Below are 21,009 nucleotides of genomic sequence, written 5' to 3'. Positions count from 1 at the left end.
CGGGCCGAGGCCCTCGAAGGAGGTCATCATGACAACCTCGGCAGAACCCCGCTTCGATACCGACACACTGCGCCGGGGTCTCGAGGCCCCGACGGCCGCGCCCCTGATGGCGCTCTACGCGGACGACGCCGAGCTGCGCATCGTGGACCGCAACACCCAGCCCAGCCACCCCATGGTCCTGCGCGGCCGGGACGAGATCGCCACCATGCTCGACGACGTCTACAGCCGTGACATGACGCACCAGCTGGAGCGGTGCGTCATCCAGGACGACCGGGCCGCCTTCAGCGAGACCTGTGTCTACCCGGACGGGGTGCGGGTGTACGCGGAGTCGATGGTCTCGCTGCACGACGGCAGGATCACCGACCAGACGATGATCCAGGCCTGGGACGAGTGATCGGTCCGCTCCGGCCGGGCGCGGCGCAGGGCGCCAGAAAGTACAGGACACGGGGCCCGGCACCGCGGGCGTCTGCCGTGAACGCGCCGGACCTCAGCGGTGGATCGACGCCCGAGAGGTCCGTGCGCACCACTCGCCGTCCTGCGGGACCGGCCATAGAGTGACCTGCGTCACCCCCATGGTCCGCCGACACTCCGTATCCGCCCGCACGGTCTCTGGAGAGCACATGACCCGTATCTCGGTGAAAGTGGACGGCACGACGTACGAGGACGAGGTGGAGCCCCGCCTGCTGCTGGTCCACTACCTGCGCGACCGGCTCGGCCTGACCGGTACCCCGGTCGGCTGCGACACCTCGAGCTGCGGAGCCTGCACGATCGAACTGGACGGCACGAGCGTGAAGAGCTGCTCGGTGCTGGCAGTCCAGGCCGACGGGGGTGAGGTGACCACCGTCCAGGGGCTGGCCCGGGACGGCGAGTGGACACCGCTGCAGCGCGCCTTCCACGAGCAGCACGCGTTGCAGTGCGGCTACTGCACCCCCGGGATGATCATGGCGGCGCGTGATCTGCTGCGCGAGAACCCGGACCCCGACGCGGACGAGGTGCGTGACGCGCTCGAGGGCAACATGTGCCGCTGTACCGGTTACCAGAACATCGTCCGCGCGGTCCTCGCCGCCGCCGCCACGTCGGAGGAGGTCACGGCATGACCGACCAGAGCACCGACCGGAACGTCGAGCGCGAGGTGGGCCGGGGCCGGCTCCGCAAGGAGGACGCCCGGCTGGTCACCGGGCAGACCAACTGGACCGACAACATCTCCGTCACCGGTCTGCTGCACATCGCGATCCTGCGCAGCCCCATGGCGCACGCCCGAATCGAGCGGGTCGACGTCTCCCCCGCCCTCGAACGCCCCGGTGTGGTCGCCGCGTTCAGCGGACGTGACCTGGCCGAGGGGCTCGGTTCGCTGCCCTGTGCCTGGCCCGTCACCGAGGACATCGTGCTGCCGGACCATCCGCCGGTCGCGGTCGACGAGGTGCGGCACGCGGGCGATCCGGTGGCGGTCGTGGTGGCCCGCGACCGGTACGCGGCGGCCGACGCGCTGGAGGCGGTCGAGGTCGACTACGAGCCGCTGGAGCCGGTACTCGACCTGGAGGCGGCACTCGCCGAGGACGCCCCGCTGGTCCACGCGGACAAGGGCACCAACCGCAGCTACGTGTGGCCGCTGAAGGCGGGCGAGGACTACGAGACGGTCAAGCGGCGTGCCGACGTGGTCGTCACCCGCCGCTTCCACCAGCAGCGGCTGATCGCGAACGCGATGGAGCCGCGCGCGGTCGTCGTCACGCCGCTCGCCGCCTCCGGCGAGTACACGGTCTATTCGGCCACCCAGGTCCCGCACATCCTGCGGGTGATGCTGGCGACGGTCACGGGGATTCCGGAGCAGAAGCTGCGGGTGGTCGCCCCCGACGTGGGCGGCGGGTTCGGTTCCAAACTCCAGGTGTACGGGGAGGAGGCCGTCGCGCTGGAGGTCGCCCGGCGGCTGGGGCGGCCGGTGAAGTGGACCGAGTCCCGTTCCGAGGGCTATCTGGCCACTCACCACGGCCGCGGCATGATCCAGGACGTCGAGGTCGCCGCGACCGGCGAGGGCAGGCTGCTCGGTCTGAAGGTCGACCTGCTCGCCGACATGGGCGCCTATCTGATGCTGGTCACGCCCGGCATCCCGATCCTCGGCGCCTTCATGTACCCGGCGATCTACAAGATGGACTCCTACGACTTCACCTGCACCGGTGTGTTCACGACGAAGACACCGACGGACGCGTACCGCGGCGCCGGGCGCCCGGAGGCCACGTTCGCCATCGAGCGGATCATGGACGAGCTGGCGGCCGAGCTCGGCATCGACCCCGTCGAGGTGCGGCGCCGGAACTGGATCCGGCACGAGGAGTTCCCGTACGACTCGATCGCGGGCCTGACGTACGACAGCGGCAACTACGAGGCGGCCACCGAGAAGGCGCTCGCGCTGTTCGGGTACGACGAGCTGCGGGCCGAGCAGCAGAAGCGCAACGAGCGCGGCGACACCGTACGGCTCGGCATCGGTGTGTCGACGTACACCGAGATGTGCGGGCTCGCCCCGAGCCGGGTGCTGCGGGACCTGCGGTACGCGGCCGGCGGCTGGGAGGCGGCGAGCATCCGCATGCTGCCCACCGGCAAGGTCGAGGTGGTCACCGGCACCAGCCCGCACGGGCAGGGGCACGTGACGAGCTGGAGCCAGATCGCCGCGGACGTGCTGGGCGTGCCGTTCGAGGACATCGAGGTGGTGCACGGAGACACCAGGGCGGCCCCGCAGGGCATGGACACGTACGGTTCGCGGTCGCTGGTGGTCGGCGGGTCGGCGGTGCACCACGCGGCCGGGAAGGTGGTCGAGAAGGCCCGCAAGGTCGCTGCGCACCTGCTGGAGGCGAACGAGAACGACCTCGACTTCACCGACGGCGTGTTCAGCGTCAAGGGCTCGCCCGAGGCGCGCAGGACGATCCAGGAGATCGCGTTCGAGGCGTTCACCTCGCACGACGTGCCCGACGGCATGGAACCCACCATCAACGCCGACCAGGTGGTCGATCCGGAGAACTTCTCGTACCCGCACGGCACCCACCTGTGTGCCGTCGAGGTCGACACCGAGACGGGCAGGACCCGGATCCGCTCCTACGTCTGCGTCGACGACGTGGGCCGGGTGATCAACCCGGTGATCGTGGAGGGCCAGGTGCACGGTGGTCTCGCCCAGGGCATCGCGCAGGCGCTGTACGAGGAGGCGGTGTACGACGACGAGGGCAACCTGGTCACGGGCACCATGGCCGACTATCCGGTCCCGGTGGCCGGTGACCTCCCGGAGTTCGTCACGGAGCGGACCGAGACGCCGGCGACCTCCAACCCGCTGGGCGTCAAGGGCGTCGGCGAGGCGGGGACGATCGCCTCGACGCCCGCCGTGGTCGGCGCGGTCGTGGACGCTCTGCGGCCGCTCGGGGTGAACGACGTGACGATGCCGTGCACGCCCGAGCGGGTGTGGCGGGCAGTGCGCTCGGTGAAGGAGGCCTCCGCATGATCCCCCCGTCATTCGACTACGCCCGGCCCACCGGCCTCGACGAGGCGCTGCGGGTGCTCGCCGACGGCGGTGAGGACGCGAAGGTGCTGGCCGGCGGGCAGAGCCTGCTGCCCCTGCTCAGGCTGCGGCTGGCCTTCCCCGAACTGGTCGTGGACATCGGCCGTGTACCGGGGCTGCGCGGAGTGCGCGAGGACGGCGGCACGCTCGTCATCGGCGCGATGACCACGCACCACGAGGTCGTCCGGGACCCGCTGGTGCGCCGGCACGCCGGACTGCTGGCCGCCGCCACCCGCACGGTCGCCGACCCGGCCGTACGGCACCGGGGCACCCTCGGCGGCTCGCTGGCGCACGCGGACCCGGCCGCGGATCTGCCCGCGGCGGTGCTGGCCATGGACGGCGAGCTGGTCGTCGCCGGTCCGGCCGGCCGGCGTACGGTCCCGGCCCACGAGTTCTTCGTCAACTACCTGGAGACGGTGCTCGCGCCCGACGAACTGCTGGTCGAGGTGCGGGTGCCGAAGACGGACGGCTGGGGCTTCCACTACGAGAAGTTCCACACGGTGGCGCAGTCCTACGCGATCGTCGGTGTGGCGGCGCTGGTGCGTCGCGACAACGGACGGATCGCAGAGGCGCGGGTCGGGCTGAGCAACATGGGCGCGACCCCGCTGCGGGCCACGGCGGCCGAGCGGGCCCTGGCCGGCTGCGACGACGCGTCGGCCGTGGCGCGGGCCGCGCAGTCGGCGCCGGACGGCACCCAGCCGCCCAAGGACACCTCGGGCTCGCCCGAGTACCGGGCGCACCTGGCCCAGGTGCTCACCCGGCGGGCGGTGCTGACCGCGGCCGGGATGGGGTGAGGCCGATCAGCGGCGGAGCGGGAAACCACGGGCCGGGCCAGGCCGGAGCGGACCAGGACGAACCGGAGCCGGGCCGGACGGAACCGGGCCGGACGGAACCCCGCGTGAGGCGGCCCGGCGGGCCGGGCAAGGTCGGTGCCGGACCGGTTTTGGGCCCGGGGACGGCCGGACCGCGTGCCGCGGCGTCCGGACCGGGCCCGGCATCGGACAGGCCGGACCAGGAGGCTTTCGGGCCGGACGAGGTGCGGGCCCGGCTGGAGGCGACGGGGTATCTCGTCGACGACGGGCTGGCCATCGCCTGCTTCCTCGCCCTGAAGCTGCACCGGCCGGTCTTCTGCGAGGGTGATCCGGGCGTCGGCAAGACCGCGCTGGCGACCGCCCTCGCCCAGGCACTGGACGCCCCGCTCATCCGGCTCCAGTGCCACGAGGGCATCGATGCCTCCCAGGCTCTCTACGACTGGGACTTCCCCCGTCAGCTGCTGCATCTGCGGGCCGCCGAGGCGGCCGGGATCACGGACGCCGACCGCCTCGAGGGCGATCTGTACGACCGCCGTTTCCTGATCACCCGGCCCCTGCTGCGGGCCCTTGAGACACAGCCGTGCGTGCTGCTCGTCGATGAGATCGACCGTGCCGACGACGAGTTCGAGGCCTTCCTGCTGGAGCTGCTGTCGGAGTTCTCGGTGACGATCCCGGAGCTGGGCACCGTACGGGCAGAGGTGCCGCCGGTGGTCGTGCTGACCTCGAACCGCACCCGGGAGGTGCACGACGCGCTCAAGCGGCGTTGCCTGTACCACTGGTTCGACCATCCGGACTTCGCCCGCGAGCTGGCCGTCGTCCGGCGCCGGCTGCCCGGGGTGTCGGCGCGGCTGGCCGAGCAGGTGACCGCACTGGTGCAGGCGCTGCGCGCGCAGGACCTGCTCAAGCCGCCGGGGGTGGCCGAGACGATCGACTGGGCGCAGGCCCTGGACGCGCTCGGGGCCGACGAGGTCGACGCGGACCTCGCCGTGGCCACGCTCGGGTCCGCCCTGAAGTACCGGGAGGACACCGAGCGGGCCCGCGGACTCGACCTGGCGGCGGTGCTCGCCGCACGAGGGAGGTGACGGACGTGACCGGCACGGCGGACGGGGCGCGCGAAGCGGTCGCCGTGCTCCTCGGGTTCGCCCGTGCCCTGCGCGCGGCGGGCGTCGACGCGAGCGCGGAGCGGGTGCACGCCTTCCTTCGCGCGGTGGACGCCCTGCGGCCCGGGGCACGGACGGACGTGTACTGGGCGGGACGGCTGACACTGTGCTCCGGCCGGGACGATCTGGAGCGCTACGACCGGGTCTTCGCCGCGTATTTCGGCACCGGAGAGCCCGGCGGACCGCCGGCACCGGCCACGCCCCGGCCGCGGCGGCGGCTCGTGGTGCGCGACGCCGCCGGCCGCCGGGCGGCCGGTACAAAGGAGGAGCATCCGGGGCCTCCCCTGGCCACCCGGGCCAGTTCCACCGAGACGCTTCGCCACCGCGATCTCGCGGGCCTGGCCGACGGCGAGCGGGAGCAGGTGCGGCGGTTGCTGGCGGCGCTGGCCCCGCGCGGCGAGGTCCGGCGCACGGCACGGCGCCGGCCTGCCCGGCGCGGGGACGTCGATCCGCACCGGACCGTGCGGGAGCTGCTGCGGCGCGGCGGCGAACCGGCCCGGCTGCTGCGCCGGGTCCGGGCCGAACGGCCGCGGCGGCTGGTGCTGCTCGTCGATGTCAGCGGGTCGATGGCACCGTACGCGGACGCGCTGCTGCGCTTCGCGCACGCCGCCGTACGCGGCCGGAGGGCGGAGGTGTTCACGATCGGCACCCGGCTGACCCGGGTGACCCGGGAGCTGTCCCGCCGGGATCCCGGTCCGGCTCTGAGCACGGCGTGGGCCGCGGTGCCCGACTGGCGCGGCGGGACCCGGCTCGGTGAGCTGCTGCGGGAGTTCCTCGACCGCTGGGGGCAGCAGGGCATGGCCCGTGGCGCCGTGGTGGTGCTGCTGTCGGACGGCTGGGAGCGCGGCGACCCCGAACTCCTCGCGGCTCAGATGCGCCGCCTGCACCGGCTGGCCCACCGGGTGATCTGGGCCAATCCACTCAAGGCGCGCCCCGGTTACGCGCCACTGGCCGCGGGGATGGCGGCGGCGCTGCCGAGCGTGGACGTGTTCGTCGAGGGCCACAGCCTGGCCGCCCTGGAGAACCTGGCGACGGTGGTGCGGGGTGCCTCGCCCCTCGATGCCGCCTCCCCCGGACGGACCGTCCCCGGCCGGGGGGCCGTACCCGGCCCGTCCGCCGCACCCCGGGAAGGAGCCCACCGTGCGTGACATCCTTCCGGCGCTCACCCGCTGGTACGCCGCAGGCCGGCCGTTCGGCCTCGCCGGCGTGGTCGGTACCAGCCGCAGCACACCGCGCGGCCCGGGGGCGGCGATGGCCGTGGGACCGGACGACGAGGTGGTGGGCAGTGTGTCCGGGGGGTGTGTCGAGGGGGCGGTGTTCGAGCTGGCGCGGGAGGTCGTCGCCGACGGCGAGGCCCGCCTGGAGACCTTCGGCTACAGCGACGACGACGCCTTCGCGGTCGGCCTGACCTGCGGCGGCGAGATCACCCTGCTCGTGCGCCCGGTGACGCCGGAGCGGGATCCGGCGTTCGGCGCCGTCGCGGAGTCGGTCGCCGCGGGCGAACCGGTGACCGTGGCGACGGTGACCGACGGTCCCGCGCCGCGCGGGGCCACGCTCGCCGTGTGGCCCGGCCGGCTCGCGGGCTCCCTGGGGACGACCGGCCTGGACGCGGCGGTCGCCGCCGACGCACGCGGTGGACTCGCCCTCGGTGCCACGGGGCTGCGTCACTACGGGCCCCGGGGGCAGCGCCGGGAGGACGCGGTGGAGGTGTTCCTTCAGTCCTTCGCGCCGCCACCGCGCATGCTGGTCTTCGGCGCGATCGACTACGCGGCGGCCGTGGCACGGATCGGCGGCTTCCTCGGCTACCGCGTCACCGTCTGCGACGCCCGACCGGTGTTCACCACGCCCCGTCGTTTCCCTGAGGGCGTCGAGGTGGTCGTGGACTGGCCGCACCGTTATCTGCAGGGCACGGAGACCGACGAGCGCACGGTGATCTGTGTCCTCACCCACGATCCGAAGTTCGATGTGCCGCTGCTCCAGGAGGCGCTGCGCCGGCCGGCCGCCTACATCGGCGCGATGGGCAGCCGCCGCACCCACGCGGAGCGGCGGGACCGGCTGGTGGAGAGAGGGCTCACCGGGGCCGAGATGTCCCGGCTGCGCTCACCGGTCGGGCTCGACCTCGGGGCCCGTACCCCCGAGGAGGTGGCGGTGTCGGTGGCCGCCGAGATCGTCGCACTGCGCTGGGGCGGCACGGGCGCACCGCTGTCCGCGACCGAGGGCGCGGTCCATCCGCCCGTACCCGCGCCCTGAACGCCCCCTGCCCCGAGAACCGAGCCGCGAGGTGGAAGCCATGGAGCTGCATCACGAGTTCACCGTTCCCGTCCCGGTCGACGACGCCTGGCCGGCGCTCCTCGACATCGAACGGGTCGCGCCGTGTCTGCCGGGGGCGACCGTCGAGGAGTACGACGGCGAGGCGGTGACCGGCTCGGTGAAGGTCAAGGTGGGCCCGGTCACCGTGACCTACCGGGGCACGGCCGTCTTCGAGGAGCGGGACGGAACGGCACACCGGATGGTGCTGGTGGCCAGTGGCCGGGAGACCCGGGGCCAGGGCACCGCGCGGGCGACCGTCACGGCGACGCTCGGTGCGCGGGACGGCGGCACGGCGGTGTCCGTGCGTACCGATCTCACCGTGACCGGGCGGCCGGCCCAGTTCGGCCGCGGGGTGCTGGCGGACGTCGGCGAGCAGATCATCGGCCGGTTCGCCGCCTGCCTGTCCGAACAGCTGACGCAGCCGGCCGGCGCGGCCGAAGAGGCGGCCGCGGCCGATACGGCCGGTGTCTCGGGGACGGCCGGTACCTCGGGGACGGCTGGTGCCTCGGGTGCCGCCGAGGCTGTCACGACCGGTGCGGCGCAGTCCCTCCGGCGCACCGGGGCCCCGCCGGACGAGCCCCTCGACCTGCTGCGCACCGCCGGTCTGCCGGTCGCCGAGCGGGCCGTCGCGGTGCTCGCGGGCGCGGCGGTGGTGGTCCTGCTGGTGGCGCGAGTGTGCAGGCGGCGGCGGACCTGACACCGGGGCCGACAAATGGGCGGAAAAGGCGCGTGTGAACCGTGCCGGTTCGGGTAGTGGGCCTCATGACACCTCCGATCGCGGAAGGAGGTCCGTGAAGATCGAATCTGTTCGCAGCGTCCGGACCGCTTCCACCGACACGAAGCGGTCCGGACCTCCGCGTGCCGGCGCACCGGCCCTTCCCGTACCTGACCCCCCATCAAGCGCCCCTCGCAGCAAGCGGATCACTCCTACGTGTGAGGGTTGATCACGGCACGGTCTCGGCGGCGTTCGGAAGACGGGACCCAGGTGGCCACGGGGTTACGATCGGGCAACGCGCACCAAGCCGCCCGTTCGACGGCAAGCGACCCGAAGGGCCACAAATCCAGATGCCGGTCAAGGTCAGCGTCATCGTCCCCGTGTACAACCCGGGGGCCTACATCGAGGACTGCATCTCCTCGCTGCGACGGCAGTCCCTGCCTCCCGAGGAGTACGAGGCGGTCTTCGTCGACGACGGTTCCACCGACGGTACTCCCGCACGGCTCGACCGGCTGGCCGCCGAGGACCCGCGGATGCGGGTGATCCACCAGGAGAACTCCGGCTGGTCCGGCACACCGCGCAACGTCGGGATCGCCGCCGCCCGCGGCGAGTTCGTGATGTTCGTCGACAACGACGACTACCTGGGCGACGAGGCCCTGGAGCGGATGTACACGTACGGCGTGGCCAACGGCGCGGATGTCGTCGTCGGCAAGATGGCCGGCAGGAACCGCGGTGTGCCGGTGGAGTTGTTCCGCCGCAACCACCCGCGGGCCACGGTGGAGAACGCGCCGCTGATCGACAGCCTCACCCCGCACAAGATGTTCCGCCGGGCGTTCCTCGACGAGATCGGGCTGCGTTTCCCGGAGGGGCGGCGTCGGCTGGAGGACCACGTCTTCGTCACCGAGGCATATCTGCGGGCGGCCAACGTCTCCGTGCTCAGCGACTACGTCTGCTACTACCACATCCGGCGTGACGACGCCTCCAATGCCGGTTTCCAGCGCTTCGATCCGGTGGGTTACTTCACCAACCTCCGCGAGGCGCTCGACGTGGTCGAGCGGTACACCGGACCCGGCCCGGTGCGTGACCGGCTGTTCCGCCGGTGGCTGCGGGTGGAGATGGTGGAACGGCTGCGTGCCCGGCGGCTGCTGGGGCTGCCGGACGACTACCGCCGGGAGCTGTTCGGCGAGATCCACAAGGTGGTCGTCGAACGGTTCGGACCTGCTGTCGCGGCCGGGCTGCAGCCGACGCAGCAGGTCGTCGCCTCGCTGACGGCGGCGGACCGGTACGACGACGTGGTGGCCTTCGCCGAGTGGGAGGCCGGCGTCGCGGCGACGGCGTCGCCGACCGGCGTGGAGTGGGAGGGCGGTTCGCTGCGTCTCGGTTTCACCGCCGAATACGCCTCCGCGGGCGCGCCGATGACGTTCCCCGCCGACGCCGTCCGCGCTCCGCTGGCCGATACGCCGAAGAGCGTGGAGGAGGCGGTGGCGTGGGTCGGCGCCCAGACCGCGGCCCGCTTCACCGAGGCGACCGCCGATCTGCTGCTGCGTGAACGCTCCAGCTCCGCCCAGTACTTCCAGCCCGTGGAGTTGGTCCGGGAGAAGGTACCGGTGGACGGCGGGGAGCGGGTGCGGCTGGTGCTGCGGGCGACGGCCTCGGTCGACCCCGGCGTGCTGCCGGGTGACGGGGCCTGGGACGCCGTCGTACGGGTCAGGCTCGGCGGCTGGACCAAGGAGTGCCGTCTCGGTCCGGCCCCTCGTGCCACCCGGCCGGAACCGTACGCGGGCGTCGTCGCCGGCCGGGCGGTCCTGCCGTACTGGACGGAGCCGCACGGCAATCTCTCCCTGGATGTCGCGGTGAAGGGCAGGCGGCTCGGCCTCGGCCAGGTGCGGCGGCCGGATGTCACGGTCTCCGGCGCGCGGCTGCGCGCCAGGATCCCGCTGCACGCGGCGGACGGCACGCCGGTGCGGCTCCGGTTCTCCTCCGCGGGCCGGACCCTGTACGCGCCGGGCTCGCTCACCGCCGAGCCGCAGCGGCCGGGGTCGCGGCTGGAGGCGACGCTGCCCTCGGGACTCCCCCGCGGTGTCTGGCGGGTGGCGCTCGACCTGGACCGGGAGGCCACCGAACCGCGTTTCTCCGGGCTGCCGTTCGCGGTCCGTGTCGGCCGGGGCGGAGTGCTGGTGGTGCAGGTTCCGCGCCCCCGTACCGGACGGAAACTGCTGCGCAGGGCGCGGCGGGTGCTCGGTGCCGCCCGTGCGAGGGTGGCGCCGCTGGTCAAGGGGAGGCGGTGACCGGTGCGCGCACTGGATCTGGAGGGCGCCTGGGTACTGGAGCCCAAGGTGTTCCCGGACGACCGGGGCAGTTTCCACGAGTGGTTCCGCGGTGAGGAGTTCCGTGGGGCCACGGGCTACGACCTGTCGATCGCGCAGGCCAACTGCTCGGTGTCGCGCCGTGGGGTGCTGCGCGGGGTGCACTTCGCGGACGTGCCGCCCGGCCAGGCCAAGTATGTGACCTGTGTGCGCGGCGCGGTGCTCGACGTGGTGGTGGACCTGCGGCTGGGGTCACCGGCGTACGGGAGCTGGGAGGCCGTCCGGCTGGACGACGACAGCCGGCACGCGGTGTTCCTCGCCGAAGGGCTGGGGCACGCCTTCATGGCGCTCACCGACGACGCGACGGTGGTGTACCTGTGCTCGACGGGTTACGCGCCGGGCCGCGAGCACGGGGTGCACCCGCTCGACCCGGCCCTGGGCATCGAGTGGCCGCAGGGCGTCGACCCGGTGCTGTCGCCGAAGGACGAGCAGGCGCCGACGCTGGCCGAGGCGGAGCGCCTCGGCCTGCTGCCGTCGTACGAGGCCTGCCGCGCACGCTCGAAGGAGCTCCGCGGCAGGGGGCTCAGCGGCTGACGCCGACCTGGTCGAGCGCGCGGCGCAAGGGCTCCCAGCCCAGGCGCCGCGGCAGGCCGCGGTTGCGGGCCTGGGTGAGCGGGCGCCAGAAGCCGGCCTCGATCAGTGCCTCGGGCGGCACCGCGCCGGCCCGCTCCAGGATCGTCTCGGGCACCTTCTGCGGGTCGGGCACCTTGTACTCGGCCATGATCTCGTCGTACTTGTCGTGCAGCACGGTGTTGTCCGGGTCGGCGCCGAAGATCACGAGCTGGCCGGTGGGCTGGGTGTCGACGAGAATCGTCACCAGGTCGGGGCGGTGGCGCGCCAGCACCTCGGTGATCTTGTAGACGTCGCCGGTCCAGGCCGTGGTGTGGCGGTCCCGGGCCGCCTCGTCGACGTTGCGCGGCAGCATGTCGTCGAGGACGATCACGCTGGACCAGTCGGAGTGCTTCTCGACGTTCATGAGGTCGCGCAGGGCGTACTCGAACAGGTGCATGCCGTCGATGAAGGACAGGTCGAGTGTGGTGCGCCGCCAGTGCCCGACGGGGCTGCGGCCCCGGCGGAGGTTGCGCAGCGGGTGCCGGCCGCCCTTGAGGTGGGCCAGCGGGTTGTCACGGGCGAAGAAGTCGTCGCTGGTGGCCTTGACCAGGTGGACGTCGCACTTCAGTTCCGAGACGACCTTGAAGGCGGGGTCGACCGCGATGCTGGGGACGCGTGACAGGCGCAGGCTGCGGCCGTCGTTGACGCCGATCTCCAGGTAGTTGCGGTTGGCGCTGGCCTTGTGCAGTGCGCGCAGGAACTCATGGCGTTTCACGAAGGGGACTCTCCTTACGGATCCGGGGCAGTGCTTCGTGCAGGGCGACGCGCCAGTCACGCGGTGCCGGCAGGCCGATGTCCTGCCAGCGGTCGTGCGCGAGGACGCTGTACGCGGGGCGCGGTGCGGGCCGGGGGAAGGCCGCCGAGGTGGTGGGCCGTACCCGGTCGGGGTCGGCCCCGACCAGCTGGAACACCTCCCGGGCCAGGCCGTACCAGGTGGCCTCGCCGGAGTTGGTGGCGTGCAGGACGCCGTGCACGTCGTCGCCGAGGCGGGGGCCGAGGTCGGCCATGCGTGCGGCGACGTCCGCGCTCCAGGTGGGCTGCCCGCGCTGGTCGTCGACGACGTCGACGGTGGGGCGGCGGGCCTCGAGACCGATCATCGTCCGCACGAAGCTGGCGCCGTGGACCCCGTAGAGCCAAGCGGTGCGCACGACGGCGCTCGCGCCGGGCAGCTCCTCCAGCACGGCCCGTTCTCCGGCCAGCTTGGAGCGGCCGTAGGCGGTGCGCGGGGCGGTCGGGTGGTCCTCGGGGTAGGGGGTGGTGCGGGCCTCGCCGGGGAAGACGTAGTCGGTGGAGACGTGGATCAGCCGGACGCCGTGCACCGCGCAGGCGCGGGCGAGCAGGCGGGGCCCGTCGCCGTTGACCCGGGTGGCTTGTTCCTCGTCGGTCTCGGCGTCGTCGACGGCGGTGTACGCGGCGCAGTTGACCACGATGCCGGGACGGTGCTCGGACAGGACGTGCTCGATCGCCTCGGCCCGGGTGATGTCGAGGGCGGCCCGGTCGAGGCCGGTCACCTGTTCACCGCGCCGGGCCAGTTCGTCGACGGTGTCCCGGCCGAGCATCCCGCCCGCGCCGGTGACCAGCCATTTCATGGATTTCCCCCGGTGACGCGCTGCTTGAGCGGCTCCCACCAGGCGCGGTGGTCCCGGTACCACGCGACGGTCTCGGCGAGGCCGGCGGTGAAGTCGTGGCGGGGGCGGTAGCCGAGTTCGTCGCGGGCCTTGGTCCAGTCGACGGAGTAGCGCAGGTCGTGGCCCTTGCGGTCCTCGACGTGCTCGACCCGGTCCCAGCCGGCGCCGCAGGCTTCGAGGAGGAGGCCGGTGAGGTCCTTGTTGGTGAGTTCGGTGCCGCCGCCGATGTTGTAGACCTCGCCGGCCCGGCCCCTGGTCCGCACGAGGTCGATGCCCGCGCAGTGGTCGTCGACGTAGAGCCAGTCACGGACGTTGAGGCCGTCGCCGTAGAGCGGGACCCTCGCGCCGTCGAGGAGGTTGGTGACGAAGAGCGGAATGACCTTCTCGGGGAACTGGTGCGGGCCGTAGTTGTTGGAGCAGCGGGTGACGCGGACGTCCAGGCCGTGGGTGCGGTGGCAGGCGAGGGCGAGCAGGTCGGAGGAGGCCTTGGAGGCGGAGTACGGGGAGCTGGGTTCGAGCGGGTACGCCTCGGTCGCCGAGCCCGACGCGATCGACCCGTACACCTCGTCGGTGGAGACGTGCACGAAGGTGTTCACGTCGTGGCGCAGGGCGGCGTCGAGGAGGATCTGGGTGCCGAGCACATTGGTGAGGACGAAGTCGGAGGCGGTGAGGAGGGAGCGGTCGACGTGCGACTCGGCGGCGAAGTGGACCACCTGGTCCGCCTCGGCGGTGAGTTTGCCGACGAGGTCGGCGTCGCGGATGTCTCCGTGGACGAACTCGAGTCGGGGGTGCTCGAGCGGGAGGTTGTCGAGGGTGCCGGCGTAGGTGAGCGCGTCCAGCACGGTGATCCTCGGCGCATCGGCGGCGTCGGGCGCGTCGGCGGCGAGCAGCCTGCGGACGTAACGGGAGCCGATGAAGCCGGCGGCTCCGGTGACGAGAAGGTTCATGAGTGGATCTGCACCTTGCTGTGGTCTCCGAGGACGAATCGGTGGGCGCTGGGAACGCTGGGGGCCGGGGTCACCTCGACATGGCGGCCGATCAGTGAGGACTCGATGCGGCGGACGCCGTCGATCGAGGAGTCCCGCAGCACGATGGAGAATTCGAGTTCGCTGTCGGTGATCCGGCAGTTCTCCGCGACGGAGGTGAAGGGTCCGACATAGGAGTCGCTGACGACCGTGCCGGAGGCGATGACGGCGGGGCCGACGACACGCGAGTTGGTGATCCGGGCCCCTTCCTCCACGACCACCCGGCCGATGGTCTCGGAGGCGTCGTCCACTTCGCCGTCGATCCGGCGCTCGACGCCTTCGAGGACGGACCGGTTGACCTCCAGCATGTCGACGACGTTTCCCGTGTCCTTCCAGTAGCCGTGGATGACCGTGCAGCGCACGTCGGCGTGGGAGTCGATCAGGCGCTGGATGGCGTGGGTGATCTCGAGTTCGCCGCGCCAGGAGGGCTTGACCGCGCGCACCGCGTCGTGGATGGCGGGGGTGAAGAGGTAGACGCCGACGAGGGCGAGGTCGCTCTTGGGACGCTCGGGTTTCTCCTCGAGGCCGATCACCTGTCCGTCCGCGTCGAGTTCGGCGACGCCGAAGGAGCGGGGGTCGGCGACCTGGGTGAGCAGGATCTGGGCGTCGGGCCGGTGCCGGCGGAACTCGTCGACGAGTCCGCTGATGCCGCCGACGATGAAGTTGTCGCCGAGGTACATCACGAAGTCGTCGTCGCCGAGCCAGTCGCGGGCGATCAGCACCGCGTGGGCCAGCCCCAGAGGATGTTCCTGGGGGATGTAGGTGATGCGCAGGCCGAACTTCGATCCGTCGCCCACCGCGTCCTCGATCTCCTCGGCCGTGTCGCCGACGATCATTCCGACGTCGGTGATGCCGGCGTCCGCGATCGATTCCAGCCCGTAGAAGAGCACGGGCTTGTTGGCCACGGGGACCAACTGCTTCGCCGAGGTGTGGGTGATCGGCCTCAGCCGGGTGCCGGCGCCGCCGGACAGCACGAGAGCCTTCATCTGCCTCACCATAGTGGTGCACGGCGCACGGAACATCACTTGTTTTAACGCTTCATGACGAAATCCCGGACAGGACCCGTCCAGTCGCCGTCTTTCCGGCCCATGACCGCTGATTCGCGCGGAACGGGGACGCCCGATCCCCTGTCGGGCGTGTCGGCCCGTCCCGGCCCGGTGCGTCAATGCCCTTACCCGGGCGGGGGGTTCCCGCGGTGCGGTTCGGGCAGGTCGGGAGCGGAGGTGCACCGGGCCGGTGACGGCAGGCGCGGGACGGGATCGCGGCCCGGCGGCCTGTCACCCGAAGGGATGACACCGGTGCCGGGAGCGTTGTCGACGCCCGGGACGACGCCTGCTCACCGGTGCGCGCCGAGTTCCGCCCACACCTGTTTGCCGCCGCTGACCGGCAGGGTCCCCCAGGCCGCCGACAGGGCCTCGACGAGCAGGATGCCCCGGCCTCCGGTGGCCTCCCAGCCGATGCTGCTCGGCTTGGCGGGACTGCGGGGCGAGGCGTCGGCGACCGTGAGGCGCAGCCGGTCGCCGACGAGGGTGAGGTCGAGACGGACCTGCCCCTCGGTGTGCACGAGCGCGTTGGTGACCAGCTCGGAGACGACGAGCAGGGCGGCGTCGAGGTCCTCGGTGAGGTCCCAGGAACGCAGGGTGCGCCGGGTGAAGCGGCGGGCGTGACCGACGGCCTGCGGCACCCGCCACACCGTCCAGGTCTCCCGCAGCGGCCGCAGGGTCATGCCCTCGTAGCGCATCAGGAGCAGGGCGACGTCGTCGCTGCGCGGGGCCTTGCCCAGCAGGCCGTCGGCGACCATTCCCAGGTCGGCCGGGTCGGCGGCCGCCAGCCGGCGCGCGAGGTGGTCCATTCCCTCGTCGATGTCGGCCTCGACGGTCTCGACCAGGCCGTCCGTGGTGAGGGCGACCACCGTGCCGGGCCCCAGCCTCAGCGGGCTCATCGGGAAGTCGGCCTGGGCCATGACGCCGAGCGGCGGACCGCCCTCCACCTCCGCGATCTCGGTGCTGCCGTCCGGGTGACGCAGCACCGGCGGCAGATGCCCGGCGCGTACACACCAGGCGGAGCCCTGCTCCAGGTCGACGTCGACGTAGCAGCAGGTCGCGAAGAGGTCGCTCTCCATGTCCACGAGCAGCCGGTTGGTGTGTGAGACCACCACGTCGGGCGTGTGCCCCTCGACGGCGTAGGCGCGCAGTGCGGTGCGCATCTGTCCCATGAGGGTGGCGGCGCCGGCGCTGTGGCCCTGGACGTCGCCGATGACCAGGGCGACGTGGTTGTCGGGCAGCGGGATCACGTCGTACCAGTCGCCGCCGAGCTCGAGGCCGGCGGTGCTGGGCAGGTAGCGGGCGACGGCGATCGCGCCGGGCAGCCGGGGCAGGCTGCGCGGCAGCAGCTGGCGCTGGAGCATGCCGACCAGTTCGTGCTCGGCGTCGAAGGCGCGGGCCCGTATGAGGGCCTGTCCGGCGAGACCGGCGGCGGCGGTGAGCAGGGCGCGCTCATCCGCGCCGAAGTCGTGCGGGGCGTCCCAGCCGATGAGGCAGGCACCGGCCGTCCGGTTGCCGGCGGACAGCGGCAGCATGGCGAGACCACCCGGTCCGACCTCGGCGAGGGAGGTCTCCAGAGCGCTGCCCGCGGGCCATATCCGGGCCCGGCCCTCGCGCAGGACGGCAGCGAGCGTGGGCATGGTGCGCACAGGCGCCTCGGGCCATTCGGTACGCCACTCGGCGCGCCACAGGTCCGGCCAGGCGTCCGGTTCCGGCGGGTCGAGGACGGTGACGACGAGCCGGTCGCTCTCCAGTTCGGCGACCGCGATCCGGTCGGCCCCCAGTGGCCCACGCAGGGCCGCGACCACGGCCTTGCCGACATCGCGGACCGTGACCGCGGTGGTGAGCGCGGTGGCCAGGCGCTGTACCCGGGCCACGTCGGTGACGTCGGCACGCAGGGTGGAGGCGTCGGCGACGGAGCCCACCAGGCGGGCCGGACGGCCCTCCCCGCCCGGCAGCAGCCGGCCGCGCAGTCTGAGCCACTTCGGCGGGCCGGCGGGCTGCACGACCCGGAACTCCAGTTCGCGCTCGCCGACGGTCATGTGGTCGGACTCGACGACCGACATCACGGAGGGCAGGTCCTCCGGCACGGCCCGGCCCACGAGGGTCTCGACGCGTCCGTCGAAGTCGTCCGGACCGAGGCCGAAGAGGTCCAGGATGTCGTCGCCCACCCGGACCCGTCCGGTGTCCATGGCGAGGACGAAGGCATCCGGTGCGGGGTTTCCGCCGCCGTCGGGCGCCGGCTGCCGCCCGGGAAGGGCGACCGCGTCGGTGACGAGTCCGAGGCAGACGCGGTCGTCGGTGTCGAAGCCGCCGGGGTGCTCGCTGACGGCGAGCAGGCAGCCACCGGAGTCGTGGCGCACGGGCAGCGCGGCGAGGGAGAAGTCACGGGCCGGGACGCGCCGTGCCTGGGCCTGGGCCTGGGCGGCGAGTTCCTCGGGGCCGAGCCACACCGGCCGCCCCCCGCGTACCGCGTCGGCGGCCGGGGAGTGCCCGGCGGCGGGATAGCTGTCCCGCACCCCGCACAGGGTCCGCGGAATCCCGGCCGACTCCACCAGGCGCAGTTGCTCGCCGTCTCCGCTGGGCGCGTACACGGCGACGAAGGCGGCGCCGGCGAAGACCAGGGCCTGCTCCAGGACCCGGCGCACCCGGTCCGGCGACTCCGGCTCGGCAGCGATCGTCGCGAGGGCACCTTCCGCACGCAGCGTTCTCGTGCTGCGTCCCGCAGCGCCCTCACCGACCACGTTGGCCATTACAGCGCTTATACGACATCTACGCAGCCCCTGCGTCATTCTCCGCCCCTCCGGGGGTGCGGGGACAAGGGCGGACAGCACGCAGCCGGGGCGCGGCTCGCGGGCCGGGCAGGCCCCGGCCCGCGAGCGGGCAGCCCACGTGCGGGCGGGACGCGTGCGGACCCCCGCTGCCGGTGTGTCGGCGTGCCGCCGCCCCCGGTCCGCCACGGTGCGTCGTGGCGAGCCGGGGGCTCGGTGATGGCTCGGCGGGTGACGGTCAGTGGGTCTCGGCCAGGCCGTCCTCGGCGCCCTGGCCGGCGCCGTAACCGGCTCCCTCGTCCTGGCCCGCCTGCTCGCCGTCGACCTCGCCGTCGACCTCGCCGGCCTGGTCGCCGCCTGCCTGGTCGCCGCCTCCGGTGCCGCCGTCGCCGAGCGTCGCGCCGACCGCCGCCAGGGCGGTGGTGACCGGCTGGAAGAAGGTCTCGCCGCCGACCGTGCAGTCGCCGCTGCCGCCCGAGGTGAGGCCGATCGCGAGGCCGTCCTGGGTGAACATCGAGCCGCCGCTGTCGCCGGGCTCGGCACAGACGTCGGTCTGGATGAGACCGGTGACCGTGCCCTCGGGGTAGTTCACCGTGGCGTCGAGTCCGAGGACCTGGCCGTCGGCGAGCCCGGTGGTGCTGCCCGTCCGGAACACCTCCTGGCCGACGGCGGCCTCGGCGGCCTCGGTGATCTGAAGCGTCTGGCCGCCCACGTCGACGTCGCTCGGTGCGTCGGTGGCCGGGTCGTCGTACCGGACGAGTGCGAAGTCGCCCTCACCGGGGAAGACCGCCTGGTCGACGGTGGCGATCGGCTGTCCGTTCTGCGCGTCGGACCACTCGTCGGCCGCGACCGCGCAGTGACCGGCGGTCAGGAAGGCGGGCGCGCCGTCGTCCGCGGTGACGTTGAAGCCGAGCGAACAGCGTGCGCCGCCGGAGAAGATCGCGTCGCCGCCCGAGGCGAAGGTCCTGAAGGTGCCCGCGGACTTCTTGATGGTCGCCATGCCGGAGCCGAGGCCCTGCACGGTGGACTCCAGTCTGTCCCAGTTCTCGCCGGTCACCGTGGAGTCGGCGGTGACCAGGATCTTGTTGGTGCGCGGGTCGACGGCCCACGAGGTGCCGGGGATGGTGGCCTCGGTCTTCAGCGTCCGCTCGCCCGCGGCCAGTTCGGCCATGCTGTTGTCGACCTCGCGGACGGTCGCGCCCGCCTTCTTCGCCTGCACGATCACGCTGTCGTCGTCGCCGGGTACGACGTTGACGACGAGCCGCTGCCTGTCGCCGTCGTAGTAGGAGCCGGCGAACGCGTCGCCGAGGAGCCCGGCGAGCTGTGAGGCGAGGTCCGAGGCATCCGTCGCCTTGAGGGTCCTCGGCGCGGCCGCCGCGTCGTTCGACGCTCCGTCCTGCGACGCGTTGGCGCTGGGGAGCAGGATCGCTGCGGCGCCGAGCGCCACCGCACCGCACACCGCGATCGCGGCCTTGCGCTTCGGAATTCGCTTGTGACTCAAACTTCTCGACCTCCTGGGGGGACCGGAGTCGTGCCGCCGTGCGGCGGCTGTCGGGGCGCCTGGACGGCTGTTGGTACGCACGGGTCCGGCGGAGCGTTCAAATCCCTTTGCGGTCAGTCGGTTTGCGCCACGGAATCGGCCGGCAGGCACGCGCGGCACGGCACCCCGCCAACCCTCGGGACGGAGAGACCCACCGCAAGCGGCCGCGTACGTTCCGTCGCCCTCCCGGCCCGGAATCCCGGCTGCGGCGAATCTGCACAACGCGTGCTCGACCCGGTCACCGCAGCGGGAAGCCGCCCACGGGCCGGCTGCCTTCCGATACCTCTTGGGGCCGGCGTGCCGGATTCCTCCCGAGGGGTGCAAACGGAGGAGGGGGCGATGCGGTGACCTCTGTGAAGAAGCCGCCACCGGGCCGTCGCCTTCTCTGCACGCCTGTGCGCGACACGACCGCAAGTTGCCTGGTGAGAGGCTTGCTCGAGTGGAGGGCCGGGTCCGGGGCGTGCTTTGATCCATCGCGCCGCGGGGCCGCTTCGGACATCCGGCGACGGGGGTCCGGGGCCCACGGCCGCGGCCTTCACTCTGTTCCTGGAGGGCCGCTCCCCTTGTGACACATCCCCACGAAGGGACCTTCCCTCATGGACTCCCCCCAGGTCGAGACCGTCGAGATCTCCGACGCCGAGCTCGACCACGTCTCCGGCGGCCCGTCCGTGAACGCCGTGAACACCCCCACGGGCGCGGTGGACGGCATCGCCCCGGTCTCCGGCCCGGTCCGCACGGCCGCGGGCACCGTCGAGGGTGTGACCGGTCTGAACACCGCTTTGGTCACGAACCTGGTCGCCGGTCCCTGATCGCGCCCCTGTGCCGCCGAGCCCTGGAGCCGCCCCCCGGCTCCGGGGCTCGGCGTTGCTTTCGTGAAGCCCTTCCGTCCTGGGCGGTGCTTCGCAGTCCGACTGGGTCCGGGCCGGTCCGTTCGAGGCCGCCTCGGTCCGTCTCGTCCTTCGCAGAGTTCACGCGGGTGCGGGAAGAACCGTGCAGTTCCGCCAACAGGCCCTCGCCAAGCTCCAGTCGCCCGAGGAGCTCGACCTCCCGGTGCGCTTCGCCCGCCCTCAGGGCTGGCCGGTGCTCGCCGTGACCGTGGTGGCCACGGACGCCGCCTGGGTGGGGGCGGCGACCGGATCGGTGACCTCCACGGTGACCGCGTCCGCCGCCCTGACACACGGGCAGAGCCGTTACGTACTGCAGAGCCCGGTCGCCGGCCGGGTCACCGCGGTCCTCGCGAAGCAGGGTGAGCGGCTGCCCGCCGATTCCCCGGCCCTCGAGGTCCGTACCGAGCGGGGCGCCACGGTCGTCCACATCCTCGACGCGGGCCGGGTCACCACACTCGCCCCCGACGTCGGGCAGATCATCCGGAGACCCGCCCCCGGCCACGCCGGAGGCCGGCGGGCGGCCCCACTCCGCCCGCCGGCCTCCCTTTGCGGGGCCGCACGTTCCGCGAGGAGGTCGGCACTCCCCAGTACCCGACCGCCACGCG

Annotated in this window: 17 protein-coding genes and 1 pseudogene; 12 read left to right on the top strand and 6 right to left on the bottom strand. The window is 72.9% G+C overall.

Annotated elements, in window-relative coordinates; genetic code table 11:
* Positions 1-28 precede the first annotated feature (28 nt).
* From ORI94_RS30730 to rfbC, 10 genes are all read left to right on the top strand, one after another.
* Complete coding sequence (locus ORI94_RS30730; protein WP_266075636.1) at positions 29-394, top strand: nuclear transport factor 2 family protein; 366 nt, start codon at positions 29-31, stop codon at positions 392-394.
* Between the two features lie 226 nt (positions 395-620).
* A complete protein-coding gene (locus tag ORI94_RS30725; RefSeq protein WP_266075634.1) occupies positions 621-1,097 on the top strand; it encodes a (2Fe-2S)-binding protein in 477 nt (158 codons plus the stop codon).
* Positions 1,094-3,478: a xanthine dehydrogenase family protein molybdopterin-binding subunit gene (locus ORI94_RS30720; RefSeq protein WP_266075632.1), complete on the top strand. Its 2,385-nt coding sequence runs from the start codon at positions 1,094-1,096 to the stop codon at positions 3,476-3,478. Before ORI94_RS30725 ends, ORI94_RS30720 begins: the two co-directional genes overlap by 4 nt.
* Positions 3,475-4,329 (top strand): FAD binding domain-containing protein, encoded by an 855-nt coding sequence (locus ORI94_RS30715; RefSeq protein WP_266075630.1) that lies wholly within the window; start codon positions 3,475-3,477, stop codon positions 4,327-4,329. Before ORI94_RS30720 ends, ORI94_RS30715 begins: the two co-directional genes overlap by 4 nt.
* A gap of 242 nt (positions 4,330-4,571) precedes the next feature.
* Positions 4,572-5,429, top strand: a complete 858-nt coding sequence (locus tag ORI94_RS30710; RefSeq protein WP_266076002.1) for an AAA family ATPase — start codon at positions 4,572-4,574, stop codon at positions 5,427-5,429.
* Positions 5,430-5,434: 5 nt separating this feature from the next.
* Positions 5,435-6,655 (top strand): vWA domain-containing protein, encoded by a 1,221-nt coding sequence (locus ORI94_RS30705; RefSeq protein WP_266075628.1) that lies wholly within the window; start codon positions 5,435-5,437, stop codon positions 6,653-6,655.
* The gene (locus tag ORI94_RS30700; protein ID WP_266075626.1) at positions 6,648-7,757 is read left to right on the top strand and encodes an XdhC family protein; all 1,110 of its coding nucleotides are present in this window, start codon (positions 6,648-6,650) and stop codon (positions 7,755-7,757) included. The genes ORI94_RS30705 and ORI94_RS30700 overlap by 8 nt, the downstream gene beginning before the upstream one ends.
* 40 nt (positions 7,758-7,797) lie before the next feature.
* Entirely contained in the window at positions 7,798-8,514 is a 717-nt protein-coding gene (locus ORI94_RS30695; RefSeq protein ID WP_266075624.1) for an SRPBCC family protein, read from the top strand.
* A 368-nt stretch (positions 8,515-8,882) separates the two neighbouring features.
* Positions 8,883-10,820 (top strand): glycosyltransferase family 2 protein, encoded by a 1,938-nt coding sequence (locus ORI94_RS30690; RefSeq protein WP_266075622.1) that lies wholly within the window; start codon positions 8,883-8,885, stop codon positions 10,818-10,820.
* Positions 10,821-10,823: 3 nt separating this feature from the next.
* Entirely contained in the window at positions 10,824-11,432 is a 609-nt protein-coding gene (gene rfbC, locus ORI94_RS30685; protein ID WP_266075621.1) for a dTDP-4-dehydrorhamnose 3,5-epimerase, read from the top strand.
* Here the strand turns inward: rfbC and ORI94_RS30680 are convergent.
* From ORI94_RS30680 to ORI94_RS30655, 6 genes are all read right to left on the bottom strand, one after another.
* On the bottom strand, positions 11,422-12,225 hold the full coding sequence (locus tag ORI94_RS30680; RefSeq protein ID WP_266075619.1) for a class I SAM-dependent methyltransferase: 804 nt from the start codon (positions 12,223-12,225) through the stop codon (positions 11,422-11,424). The two genes, rfbC and ORI94_RS30680, sit on opposite strands and share 11 nt — an antisense overlap.
* Positions 12,212-13,099: a dTDP-4-dehydrorhamnose reductase gene (gene rfbD / locus ORI94_RS30675; RefSeq protein WP_266075617.1), complete on the bottom strand. Its 888-nt coding sequence runs from the start codon at positions 13,097-13,099 to the stop codon at positions 12,212-12,214. The genes ORI94_RS30680 and rfbD overlap by 14 nt, the downstream gene beginning before the upstream one ends.
* Positions 13,096-14,085 carry a dTDP-glucose 4,6-dehydratase gene (gene rfbB / locus ORI94_RS30670; RefSeq protein ID WP_266075615.1) on the bottom strand — a complete coding sequence of 330 codons (990 nt, stop codon included), beginning with the start codon at positions 14,083-14,085 and terminating at the stop codon, positions 13,096-13,098. The genes rfbD and rfbB overlap by 4 nt, the downstream gene beginning before the upstream one ends.
* On the bottom strand, positions 14,082-15,149 hold the full coding sequence (locus tag ORI94_RS30665; protein ID WP_266075612.1) for a glucose-1-phosphate thymidylyltransferase: 1,068 nt from the start codon (positions 15,147-15,149) through the stop codon (positions 14,082-14,084). Before ORI94_RS30665 ends, rfbB begins: the two co-directional genes overlap by 4 nt.
* Before the next feature lie 350 nt (positions 15,150-15,499).
* Positions 15,500-17,959, bottom strand: coding sequence for a SpoIIE family protein phosphatase (locus ORI94_RS30660; protein ID WP_266075611.1), 2,460 nt, complete (start codon positions 17,957-17,959; stop codon positions 15,500-15,502).
* A gap of 256 nt (positions 17,960-18,215) precedes the next feature.
* Positions 18,216-19,478 carry a S1 family peptidase gene (locus ORI94_RS30655; RefSeq protein WP_266075609.1) on the bottom strand — a complete coding sequence of 421 codons (1,263 nt, stop codon included), beginning with the start codon at positions 19,476-19,478 and terminating at the stop codon, positions 18,216-18,218.
* A 635-nt stretch (positions 19,479-20,113) separates the two neighbouring features.
* Between ORI94_RS30655 and ORI94_RS30650 the strand changes: the two genes are divergently transcribed.
* Positions 20,114-20,326, top strand: coding sequence for a type A2 lantipeptide (locus ORI94_RS30650; RefSeq protein WP_266075607.1), 213 nt, complete (start codon positions 20,114-20,116; stop codon positions 20,324-20,326).
* Positions 20,327-20,507: 181 nt separating this feature from the next.
* Positions 20,508-20,885, top strand: a pseudogene (locus tag ORI94_RS30645) (hypothetical protein); the annotation flags it as partial.
* Between the last annotated feature and the right edge of the window lie 124 nt (positions 20,886-21,009).

Origin of the sequence: Streptomyces sp. NEAU-W12, assembly GCF_026242095.1 — a bacterium.
In the GTDB taxonomy this organism is placed as follows: domain Bacteria; phylum Actinomycetota; class Actinomycetes; order Streptomycetales; family Streptomycetaceae; genus Streptomyces.
The sequence above is the reverse complement of the archived record's forward strand: the minus strand, read 5'-3'. Positions and strand labels throughout refer to the sequence as shown.

What these genes read in the sequence shown, in the direction of transcription:
- ORI94_RS30730 (WP_266075636.1), top strand. Translation starts at nt 29, where the DNA reads ATGACAACCTCGGCAGAACCCCGCTTCGATACCGACACACTGCGCCGG.
- ORI94_RS30725 (WP_266075634.1), top strand. Translation starts at nt 621, where the DNA reads ATGACCCGTATCTCGGTGAAAGTGGACGGCACGACGTACGAGGACGAG.
- ORI94_RS30720 (WP_266075632.1), top strand. Translation starts at nt 1,094, where the DNA reads ATGACCGACCAGAGCACCGACCGGAACGTCGAGCGCGAGGTGGGCCGG.
- ORI94_RS30715 (WP_266075630.1), top strand. Translation starts at nt 3,475, where the DNA reads ATGATCCCCCCGTCATTCGACTACGCCCGGCCCACCGGCCTCGACGAG.
- ORI94_RS30695 (WP_266075624.1), top strand. Translation starts at nt 7,798, where the DNA reads ATGGAGCTGCATCACGAGTTCACCGTTCCCGTCCCGGTCGACGACGCC.
- ORI94_RS30690 (WP_266075622.1), top strand. Translation starts at nt 8,883, where the DNA reads ATGCCGGTCAAGGTCAGCGTCATCGTCCCCGTGTACAACCCGGGGGCC.
- rfbD (WP_266075617.1), bottom strand. Translation starts at nt 13,099, where the DNA reads ATGAAATGGCTGGTCACCGGCGCGGGCGGGATGCTCGGCCGGGACACC.
- rfbB (WP_266075615.1), bottom strand. Translation starts at nt 14,085, where the DNA reads ATGAACCTTCTCGTCACCGGAGCCGCCGGCTTCATCGGCTCCCGTTAC.
- ORI94_RS30665 (WP_266075612.1), bottom strand. Translation starts at nt 15,149, where the DNA reads ATGAAGGCTCTCGTGCTGTCCGGCGGCGCCGGCACCCGGCTGAGGCCG.
- ORI94_RS30660 (WP_266075611.1), bottom strand. Translation starts at nt 17,959, where the DNA reads ATGGCCAACGTGGTCGGTGAGGGCGCTGCGGGACGCAGCACGAGAACG.
- ORI94_RS30650 (WP_266075607.1), top strand. Translation starts at nt 20,114, where the DNA reads ATGGACTCCCCCCAGGTCGAGACCGTCGAGATCTCCGACGCCGAGCTC.